This is a genomic window from Legionella sainthelensi (assembly GCF_900637685.1).
Taxonomy (GTDB): Bacteria; Pseudomonadota; Gammaproteobacteria; order Legionellales; family Legionellaceae; genus Legionella; species Legionella sainthelensi.
On record NZ_LR134388.1, the window covers coordinates 3,214,456 to 3,225,809 of the forward strand.

Here is an 11,354-nt window from a genome sequence, read left to right on the forward strand (position 1 = left end):
CATTTAATTCTCATAATTCTTGCATCAAGTTCACCGCGATTTGTCCGATACTTCCTGCTCCTTGCATCAGGATCACATCACCCTCTTTGACCGACTCATCTAAACTTTTTTTAAGCGACTCTTCATCTACTAAAGTAACTTTTTTGTCATTGTTTCTTATTTTTTGTGCCAGACCTTCACTACTTACACCAGGAATTTCAGACTCCCCTGCAGAGTAAATGTCAAACAAAAACAACTCGTCAGCAAGGCTTAATACATCAACAAATTGATCCTGTAACTCTTGAGTTCGTGTATAACGATGCGGTTGAAATACATGCACTAACCGCTTATTTGGCCATACATGACGAAATGCATCTATGGTTGATAGGATTTCTTGGGGATGATGTCCGTAATCATCAACAACAATAGCAGATCCTTTCTCGAATTTTTTCTCGCCTAGCATTTGAAAACGGCGACCCACACCCTGAAATTTTTCCAAAGCTCGAATAATAGAATTATCATCAACACCTAGTTGTGTAGCAATTGCTATCGACGCTAAAGCATTTAATACATTATGGCGGCCTGGATATTGAAATTGAATTTTTAGTGGTGAATAGGATTTTGGACGAATGACTGTAAACTCGCTAATAAGTTCGTTTTGCGACCAATCTATCGCACGGTAATGAGCTTCTTCTGCAAATCCATAAGTTAAGGTAGGTCTCTCAATAAGTGGCAAAATTTTACGCACTTCAGGATCATCAACACATACCACCGCCAAACCATAGAAAGGCAAGTGATGTAAAAACTCAAGAAAAGTAGTTCTTAATTTTTCAAAATTGTTTTCATAGGTTCCCATATGATCTGCGTCGATATTAGTCACTATCGCCATCATAGGTTTTAAGAATAAAAAGGATGCATCACTTTCATCAGCTTCAACAACAAAGTAAGGAGACTGACCAAGTTGGGCATTAATCCCTAGACTATTTAGTTTTCCCCCAATGACGAAGCTTGGATCTAATCCTCCTTCAGCAAGAACGCTACTTACTAAGCTTGTAGTTGTTGTTTTGCCATGAGTCCCCGCCACAGCGATACCATGTCGAAAGCGCATCAGCTCCGCCAACATTGCTGCTCGTGGGATAACCGGTATCATTTGTTCGCGTGCTGCTACTATTTCAGGATTATTCCACTCCACAGCTGAAGAACGAACAACAACATCGGCTCCTTTGATGTGTTCTGCTTTATGTCCTAAATAAACAGGAACTCCCAAAGATTTTAATCTTTGTACCGTACTTCCTGCGCCTAAATCTGAACCTGTAATGCGATATCCTTGATTGTGTAAAACCTCAGCAATTCCACACATACCAACACCACCAATCCCAACAAAATGTATTTGCTCTACGCAACCCATCCGTGAAGATATAAACTGTCCCGAATTGCTCACAATTCCCCCTTATGTTGACCTAAACTTACCATCAAATAGCTATTTTCTGATGGATATTTAGGTTGATATCGGCCTCAACCCAAGAGCCTGCCAACGATTCTCATGATCTATGCGCAATAATAACGCAATTACAACACAATTGATAACCATACTAGCACCACCGTAACTCATCAGTGGTAAAGTTAATCCTTTTGTAGGTAACAAACCTGAGTTAACCCCCATATTAATAGCTGCTTGTAAACCCAGCCAAAAGGTTAATCCGTAAGCTGTATAAGAAGCAAATAATCGCTCCTGTATATAAGAGTTGTAGGCAATGGTCAAACCTCTAATCACTAAAATACTGTATAAAGCCATCACCATTAAAATACCTACCAAACCTAATTCTTCTGCCAAAACAGCAAACAAAAAATCAGTATGTGCCTCAGGCAGATATAATAATTTTTGAATACTTTCTCCTAAACCAGCGCCAAACCAACCACCTCGTCCGAATGCAATTAAAGATTGAGTCAATTGATAACCACTATTATATTGGTCTGCCCAAGGATCTAAAAATGCAGTCAGACGAGCAACTCGATAAGGTGACGAAACAGCCAAAAAGGCTAATGCTCCCATTACTACTAGCATCAAGCCTATATAGTAACGTAATTTTACTCCTGCTAAAAACAACATAGCCATCACTGTACCTGAAATAACAACAGTAGCTCCAAAATCAGGCTCCATCAGAAGCAAGAGTGATACTACTCCTAAAATAACCATAGGTTTAATGAAGCCCAAAATACTACTACTCACCGCTTTTTGCTGACGAACTAAATAACCCGCCAAATAAAAAATCATAGTGAGCTTAGCCAATTCAGAAACTTGAACTCCTATAGGTCCTAATGCCAACCACCGTCTACTACCATTAACTGAACGACCAATTCCGGGAACCAATACAATCAGTAACATGAGTAAACAGATTATTAGCATTGGCATGCTAATACGCTCCCAAACACTACTATCAGTTCTAACAATTATTAAAGCAACAACTAAACCTGCAGCTAAATAACACACTTGACGGATCAAAAAATGAAACGGTTGATGAAAATATTTAGTAGAAATCATGACTGAACTTGAGGCAACCATCATAAGCCCAATGATCAACAAACAAATCACGACACTAATCAGCCATTTATCATAAAGCGAAATAGGTTTACTGACAGGTTTACCCCGCTGATTCACATGTCTTGGTCGCATCGACTTATAACCCGTTTACTAAAGAAGCAAAAGCCTCGCCTCGATGATTAAAATCTCGAAACATATCCAAACTAGCACATGCAGGAGATAATAAAACAACATCACCCGGTTTTGCCTGTAACTTAGCAACTTCGACAGCGTTATCTAATGAGGAGGCACGTGATATTGGAACTACATTCGCCAAGGCAGCCTCTATTTTATCTGCATCTTCGCCAATTAAAATTATTGATCTTACAAAATCAGCAATCGGTTGAGTCAGTTCCCTAAAATCAGCCCCTTTTCCTTGCCCTCCGGCAATAAGCACAATCTTTCCTTGCATAGAACCTCCTATTCCATTAATTGCAGAGATTGTTGCACCAATATTCGTCCCTTTTGAATCATTTATCCAATCTACGCCATCCAGGGTTCGTACCCATTGACAACGATGAGGTAACCCCGTAAACGTAGTCAATACCTCAATAATGTGTTGCTGTCTAATTCCAGCTGTATCGGCTAAAGCACACGCGGCAAGTGCATTAAACCAATTATGCACTCCCTTTATTAATACAGACTCCACCGGCAAAAAACAAGTACGACCCTTTGCCAAGTATATTTTATTCTCTTGCTGAATTAAACCCCAATTGTTTTTTTCAGGAGCATCTTTACCAAAAGAAATCCGCTTAACCTCATCTCCCCAAAAGCCTTTCTCATTTTCTCCTTCGTTCCGGGGAGAGGCTGTTTGAAAACTGGATGAGAGGGTGTTGGGTTTTTGGGTGGTGCTTGCTTCACCACAGCTAGAAGCCAAAGGAATAGTATAGGGATCATCACGGTTAAATAATGCGACTTGTGCTTTATGGTAGATTCGTTGCTTCGCTTGGATATAGGCCTCCATAGTATGATGTCTGTCCAAATGATCAGGAGTCACGTTTAAAATAGTAGCGGCAATCGGCTCCAACGAATAAGTTAAATCCAATTGAAAACTTGACAATTCCAAAACCCAAAGATCATATTGATGCTCATCATCAAGCATATCAAGAACTGGTGTTCCAATATTTCCAGCGACAGCAACTTTATATCCTGCTGCCTTAGCCATTTCTCCTACTAAAGTAGTAACTGTTGATTTTCCATTAGTCCCAGTAATTGCTATGACTGGCGCATGAATCTCGCGTGCCAGACACTCTATATCACCATAGACTCTTACACCGGCATTCATGGCCCTCTTTAAAAAAGGCGTCTCTAAAGACAAACCTGGACTTGCAATAATATCTGAAAGTTGAGGGATTATTTCATCAGGAATATCTTGGATATAAAGAGAGACATTTGGAAATTCTCGAATAAACTCAGCAATACTCGGAGCTTGAGCACGTGTATCAAAAGCAATAAATGGTTTATTATTTCTACGTAAATACCGCGCTACTGATAAACCAGTTTTACCCAAACCTGCAATTAAATACAACGGAGGATTCATGAGTGCACCTTTTTATCGAAGTTTTAAAGTCGCCAATCCGCATAAAACAAACACTACAGTAATAATCCAAAATCTGACAATTATTTTTGGCTCCGACCATCCTTTCAATTCAAAATGGTGATGTAATGGTGCCATTCGAAATAATCGTTTACCATGAGTGTACTTGAAATATGCTACTTGTAAAATGACAGAAATTGTCTCAATAACAAACAAACCACCCATCATTAATAAAACCAACTCTTCTCGAATCACTACAGCAACTATACCTAGCGCAGCCCCCAAGGCTAAAGAACCTACATCTCCCATAAATACTTGAGCCGGATAGCTGTTATACCAAAGAAAACCAAGGCCTGCACCAACAATTGAAGAACAAAAAATAGTTAGTTCTCCAGTATTAGGAACATAGGGTATACCTAAATAAGGTGCATAGACCGCATTGCTTGACGCGTACGCAAATATACCTAAAGCCCCGGCAACCATAACTATGGGCATAATCGCTAATCCATCTAATCCATCGGTCAAATTTACCGCATTAGAACTTCCCACTATAACAAAATATCCCAGAACAGGAAAAAATATACCTAACCCTATAGTTAACGATTTAAAAAAAGGAACAGTTAATTGTGTATGTACAGGTAAAGCTGCATGCATATACAAATAGATTACAGCGATTAGTGCTACTACTGATTGCCAAAAATATTTCCAACGAGCAGGTAAACCCTTACTGTTTTTTAATACTAACTTGCGATAATCATCGACCCAGCCAACAACTCCATTTCCTAAAGTCACTAAAAGAACAAGCCATAAACTGGGTTGTTGCAGATCTCCCCAAAGCAAGCAACTCACAGTAACTGCTAATAAAATTAACACCCCTCCCATAGTTGGAGTGCCCGCTTTAGATAAATGTGATTGTGGTCCATCATCTCGTACCATCTGACCTATCTGCAAACCACGTAACCAACGAATCATAATAGGACCACATACTAGTCCTACTATAAGAGCAGTTAAAGAAGCCAAAATAGATCTAAAAGTTAGATATTGAAAAACTCGTAACGCATGATATTGTCCTTGAAACAACTGCGTTAGCCAGTAAAGCATAAATTGTTCCTCTCGTTAGCGCCCAATGATGGGCTTTTATTAAATACTGCCCAATCAGGTTAATGGACCAAAAAGTGGCCAAGCATAACATAAACCTACAATCCATTCAGCATTCTGTAAAAAAATTCTTGAACCTCTAATTCAATTCATTCAATAAGCCGCTGAAGAACTACATCTTTTCCTCAACATGGCGTTGTAAGTTTTCTGTTGCGCACATTTACTTTTAATATAAACCACAACAACTAGAAACATTTATCCCTTTAAACGCTAAAAACTGAGGTCGTTCGTACAAGAATGTCTCTTGATGAGCGAAGTCAAACACAATTTAATTTATACAAGCTGATGTACAATTTTTTCCATGGCACTAGAACGAGAACCTTTAACCAAAACTACAGTGTCTGCTGATAGTTTTTCAAGCAAATTTTGTACAAGTTGTTCTTGGTTAGCAAAATACTCACCACCAACTCCAAATGCCTCAGCAGCCAATTTACTTTTAGATCCACAGCAAAGGAGCTGATCTATCCCTAAACGACGGGCTGCAATACCAACCTCTTGATGGTGTTGGGTCGCCCAAACGCCTAGCTCCCCCATGTCACCAAACACAAAAATTTTTTCCCAGGATGCTCTGCCAGTACCTCTAACGCAACCAAAACTGAACGTAAATTCGCATTATAAGTATCATCAATTACTGTCGATTGATTTTTCCCAGCAAGAACAGTTAAGCGGCCTTTTACTCCGCCAAAAAGATTTAATCCTTGTTGAATCTCTTTGGCAGAGATACCTATAGCATGACAACAAGCAGCAGCAGCTAAGGCATTACGAACATTGTGTAATCCAGGGACTTTTAAATGAATATCAGCTCGTCCATTAGGAACTATTAAAGAAAACTGGCCGCAGCCCTGGGCATCCAATTGAACATCTTGAGCATAAATATCTGCAGGATGTTCTATAGAGAAACGAAGTACTTTTTTATCCAGCAATAAGTCATCCCAGAAATGCGCATAAGCGTCATCCTCATTGACTATAGCAGTCCCAGCGGAAGACAAACCTTGATGTATTTCTCCTTTAGCGCGGGCCACACCATCTATAGAACCAAAACCCTCCACATGTGCTGGAGCAATATTATTAATTAAAGTAACATCAGGATGAACAATTGCTACTGTATGCGCAATTTCACCCGGATGATTTGCTCCCAACTCAAAAACGGCATAACGATGTTGACTGTTTAGTTGAAAAACACTTAAGGGAGCACCAATATGATTGTTGAGATTTCCTTTGGTGGAATGTGAAGGAGAAGGTAAAATAGCAGCAATCATTTCTTTTGTGGTAGTTTTCCCATTAGATCCAGTGAGCGCAATAACGGGACAATGTATGTTCTGTCGATGTGCAGCTGCAATCTTAGCCAATGCTTGAATTGGATCAGGAACAACAAACTGTGGGATATGTACTCCATTTACTCTGTGGCTCACTACCGCAGCTACCGCACCGCGAGCCTCAGCTTCTTTAATAAAATCATGGCCATCAAAACGCTCTCCACGGATAGCAATAAATAAACTACCTGATTTGAGTTCCCGACTATCAATACAAATGCCAGTAAGTTCAGTATTAATCTGGCATGATTGGGCAAGTAATGCAGCAACTGTATTTAGATTCATAATAATAAGGCATGGCTAAAACTCTAGTGTACTAACACTTGAGCTTAGAGTTCAAGGGAAATAATAGTATAAATTATTGAGCAAAAGCTCCAACATTGACATCAAGATAATTGCTGTCAGTTGGGCTGTGTGGAATAGAGCAGCCCAACATTGTATTTTAATAAGTCAAGATGATGCAGCAACTGATTCAAAAGATGGATTTATTTGTAATGCCTGATAATAACGAGAAATTCGCTCTTCTGTTAAAGGCTTACGTCGATCGTCAAGTAAATGCGCGTCTAACTCTTCACTTAATTGTCTCGCAGTTTCTAACATAACTGCCAACCGTTCTCTGTCAATACCTGCATTTTTTGATGAGTGCATATATAAGCATAAACCGCGCACACTAAAAGCACCTATATTCTGTAAGTCAAAAACCCCTGTTGCTGTGGCTGCTGCTAAACTAAACAAAACAGGTCCCTGGCCATTTGAGAACTGATGGCGATGGAATAAATGTCCTTCACCAAAGCGTAAACCAACTGCTAAAACTGTCTGTAACAACTCATATCCAGCGAATTGCCTATTTTCTTTTGCAAGCAAAAATATCATTAACGTAGAGGGAACGTCATCCTTTGATGTCGTTTGAATTTCTATTTTTGGTTCTGGTTTAGAGTCAATTTTCAATTTGACTGCATTGTTGTCATCATCCGGCAGCAAACGTGGGGATGAAACATGTTCCGTAGACTTTTTAAAAAATTGCACGTCCTCATTTTTTTTTACTTCATTATCTAGAGCAGAAGTTACATTGACTTTTCGTACAGCAATAATGTCATCATGATAATTCTGCGCACCAGTTGCACTCTTTTCTGATACCCCCAGATTGGGTTGGTAACGTTCTGGACTTAAGCTCTGTTTTCGAGCTTTCATTAAGCGCCAAATTGCTACAATGACACCAATCAACAAAAGGACATTAAGAATTAAGCTCCAATTTGCCTGCATCATCTACTCCATCGCCAAAGCTTGTGTTACATCAACCGCAACCAAGCGAGATACCCCAGGTTCACGCATAGTTACCCCAATCAAATGATCTGCCAACTCCATCGTAACTTTATTGTGCGTTATAAAGAGAAATTGCACAAATTGTGACATCTCTTTCACTAAAGTGCAAAAACGACCTACATTTACATCATCTAAAGGCGCATCTACTTCATCTAACATACAAAATGGTGAAGGATTTAACTGAAAAATAGCAAATACCAATGCTACGGCTGTCATTGCTTTCTCCCCTCCAGATAACAAATGAATCGTACTATTGCGTTTGCCTGGAGGTTGTGCCATTACTACAATACCAGCTTCCAACAGGTTATCACAAGTTAATTCAAGCTGCGCTCTTCCTCCACCAAACAAACGTGGAAAAAGTGCTTTGAATGAAGTATTTACTTCCGCAAACGTATTTTCCAATCGCAATCGAGTTTCTTTATCCATTTTTTCAATGGCAGATTCCAACGTTGTCAACGCTTGGCTTAAGTCATTATATTGTTCATCTAAATATACTTTACGCTGCTGCTCAGTAGCAAACTCTTCAATTGCCGCTAGATTAATTGCTCCTAAGCGTTTAATTTTTTCTGCAAGAGCAATTAATTCATCTTCACGGATGCTTTGTGTTATACCCTCAGGCATCTTCTCTAATACGGCTTGAGCTTGTAGTCCAGATTCATCTAATGATTCTTGTAGCGAGCTTGCCCGCACTGCTAAAGCTTGCTCCTCCATACGAACTTGCGCTATGAGTTCCTGAATGCGTTTGACCTCAAGATCACAGTTTAAAATATTTTTTTCACAATCTTCAAGCTCCATTCTCAACTGCAACAATTGTTCTCTGCTTAAAGTTAGTTGTGACTCTACCTCACTATGCTTTTGTAACTGTTGTGCCAGTTGGCCTTTAAGTTCTACCCCTGGTTCTTCGGTTTGCAAACAAAGCAACGCTATATGTTCAAGACGCTCTTGCAAAATATCCAAACGTTCTTTTTCTCTTTGAATACGATCTTCAAGTTGTTGTATTTTATTCTTTTCCCTATCATATTCTCGTTCTGCGTGATGAAGTTGAAATCGAGACTCTTCTACCTGTTTCTTTTTTAATGTTAAGCTATTTAAGCATTCTTGTTTTTCGTGTAAACACTCTTCTTGTCGTTGCTCATATTCACGGCATTGCTCTTCTAAAGAATGGAGTTTTTCTTTGATATTACATCGTTCAGCCACAGTTTCTTCTAGAAGAAACTGCAATTCTTCACATTCAATAGTTAAAGTAATTGCTTGTTTTTCTGCATGCGAAATGGCTTGTTCATTACTACTTAGCGCCGAACTATTTATCCTTAATGCTTCATTACTGGCATTAACATTGAGTTGTTGCAGTTCGATATCTTTTACACTTTTTTGTAACTGTAAATGAGTATGATCACGCTCAGCTCTTAGTGCATCTATTTTTTGTTGTAACTTTTGAACCAGCAGTGACAGATCTCCGATCTTTTGTTGACGCACCAAAAAACCTGCATCATCTTGTTCCTCTGGATTCACAAATTTTACCCAACCCTGTCCCAACCAAAATCCATCTGGAGTAATAATCGATTGATATTCCTCTAACTCTGGCAACCAACTTAATGCTTCGTCAAAATGTTCGGCAGTATAAATATGTTCTAATGGAGGTACATTTGCAGGTATTGCTCCATGAATTTTATCCATAAGGCTTGGGCGTGAATCGGACTTAGTGCGTCTATTTCTTAAAGTAACAATGCACTCCCCCTGATGCTCGCAATTTGATCGTTGCGGCCATAGTTCATCAAAAGTTTCTAAAACATAGGCATGCAATGTTTCATTCAATACGCGCTCACAAGCAGCTTGCCATTTATTCTCAACCTGCAAAATATCCATTAACCTGGGTTTTTCAGACCACTCATGAATACCTTTTTTATTTTTTTTCACGCCTTGTCGCGCCGCACGCTGAGCTGCCGTTAATGCAGCGTACTCAGTATTCGTTCGATGAAAATTATCTTGCACTTCATGTAACTGCTGCTCAATTTCTTGTAATTTAGTACGTAATTGTTCCGCATTTTCTTGACTTTGACTTAATTGGCATTCATCAAACTTTTGATCTGCAATGAGCTTGATGCGTTGTTCTTGTAATTTTTTTTGTGCCTCTTGCAATTCGGTTACAGAAATTGATTCGTGCTCTAATTTAAGTTTTTCTAGTCTTAAAAGCGTTTGCTGATACTTTTCTTCTAAATGCTGTGCTTGTACCTGTGCCACTTGAAATTCTCTTTTCAAAGTGTTGGCATGCGTTTGAACCTCTTGCCAATGTAGCTCCAATTGTGTCTGTTGTTTTTGGTTTTCCTGGTAATCAGCATCTTGATCTTTAAATTGAACGCTTAATTGTTCGAGTTTTTCTGCTAAATTTTGAGCATTCTGTTGGCAACAAAGTAAGTCTTCTTTATCTTCTTGCCATTGTTCTGCAATAGCCTGCCAATCCGATTGCATTTGCTGTTGGTCTTGTTCTAAACGCTTCTTCTCACGCACTTGTTGCTGGATGGTTTCTTCCAAACGTGCTATGTCAGTCCCTAACTGATAAAAACTGGCTTGAATCTGTTGGGTTTGTTCATCTACATCATAAATTTTTTCATTTAAAATAATACGCTCTTTATTCACTTTGGTAAGTGCACTTTGTTGCTGTTCATACTGCACAGCCAAGTCCTGCAATTGATGTTGTTTTGCTTTTTGTTGGCTTACCAAATCTCGCCACTTGAGTGCCAAAATTTCTGCACGGCATAATTGCTCTTCATCTTTAAGAATAAGATAACGCTCCGCTGCTTTGGCTTGCCGTTCCAAACGTTGTAATTGTTTGTCTAATTCTTCTCGGATGTCAGCTACTCGAGTCAAATTTTCACGAGTATGATCAATACGTTGCAAAGTCTCACGTCGACGCTCTTTATATTTAGAAACACCAGCAGCCTCTTCAAGAAATACTCTTAGATCCTCAGGCCTGGCCTCAATAAGTTGAGAAATAGTACCCTGTCCAATAATTGAATAACCACGAGCGCCAGCTCCAGTACCAAGAAAAATATCAGTAATGTCTTTGCGACGACAGCGACTCCCGTTGAGGTAATAGGAAGAATCACCATCACGAGTAACTATGCGTTTGACCGCGATTTCACCATAGCTAGCAAAAGGGCCGGTTAACCGTCCTAGGCTGTTATCAAATACCAACTCCACAGAAGCTTGGCCTACAGACTTACGATGAGAAGAGCCATTAAAAATAACATCGGTCATCGACTCACCACGCAAATTTCGTGCAGAACTCTCCCCCATAACCCAACGCACGGCATCGATAATATTTGATTTTCCACAACCATTAGGCCCCACAACTGCTACTAATTGGCTTGGAAAATGCACTACCGTGGGATCCACAAAAGATTTAAAACCCGCTAATTTCAATTGTTTCAGGTGCATAGGAATAGCAATTTAAACAAAATAA

General features: G+C 39.4%; 6 protein-coding genes and 1 pseudogene. All 7 read right to left on the reverse strand.

Annotation, left to right across the window (positions count from 1 at the left end; translation table 11 throughout):
• Positions 1-10: 10 nt before the first annotated feature.
• Positions 11-1,420, reverse strand: a complete 1,410-nt coding sequence (murC, locus tag EL220_RS14175) for a UDP-N-acetylmuramate--L-alanine ligase (protein WP_027269618.1) — start codon at positions 1,418-1,420, stop codon at positions 11-13.
• Positions 1,421-1,477: 57 nt separating this feature from the next.
• Positions 1,478-2,653, reverse strand: a complete 1,176-nt coding sequence (ftsW, locus tag EL220_RS14180; RefSeq protein WP_027269617.1) for a putative lipid II flippase FtsW — start codon at positions 2,651-2,653, stop codon at positions 1,478-1,480.
• Between the two features lie 4 nt (positions 2,654-2,657).
• Positions 2,658-4,100 (reverse strand): UDP-N-acetylmuramoyl-L-alanine--D-glutamate ligase, encoded by a 1,443-nt coding sequence (murD, locus tag EL220_RS14185; protein ID WP_027269616.1) that lies wholly within the window; start codon positions 4,098-4,100, stop codon positions 2,658-2,660.
• 12 nt (positions 4,101-4,112) lie between these two features.
• The gene (gene mraY / locus EL220_RS14190; protein ID WP_027269615.1) at positions 4,113-5,198 is read right to left on the reverse strand and encodes a phospho-N-acetylmuramoyl-pentapeptide-transferase; all 1,086 of its coding nucleotides are present in this window, start codon (positions 5,196-5,198) and stop codon (positions 4,113-4,115) included.
• 330 nt (positions 5,199-5,528) lie between these two features.
• Positions 5,529-6,853, reverse strand: a pseudogene (locus tag EL220_RS14195) (UDP-N-acetylmuramoyl-tripeptide--D-alanyl-D-alanine ligase).
• Between the two features lie 165 nt (positions 6,854-7,018).
• Entirely contained in the window at positions 7,019-7,831 is an 813-nt protein-coding gene (locus EL220_RS14200) for a cell division protein ZipA C-terminal FtsZ-binding domain-containing protein (protein WP_027269613.1), read from the reverse strand.
• A 3-nt stretch (positions 7,832-7,834) separates the two neighbouring features.
• Positions 7,835-11,329, reverse strand: coding sequence for a chromosome segregation protein SMC (smc, locus tag EL220_RS14205; RefSeq protein WP_027269612.1), 3,495 nt, complete (start codon positions 11,327-11,329; stop codon positions 7,835-7,837).
• Positions 11,330-11,354: the final 25 nt, after the last annotated feature.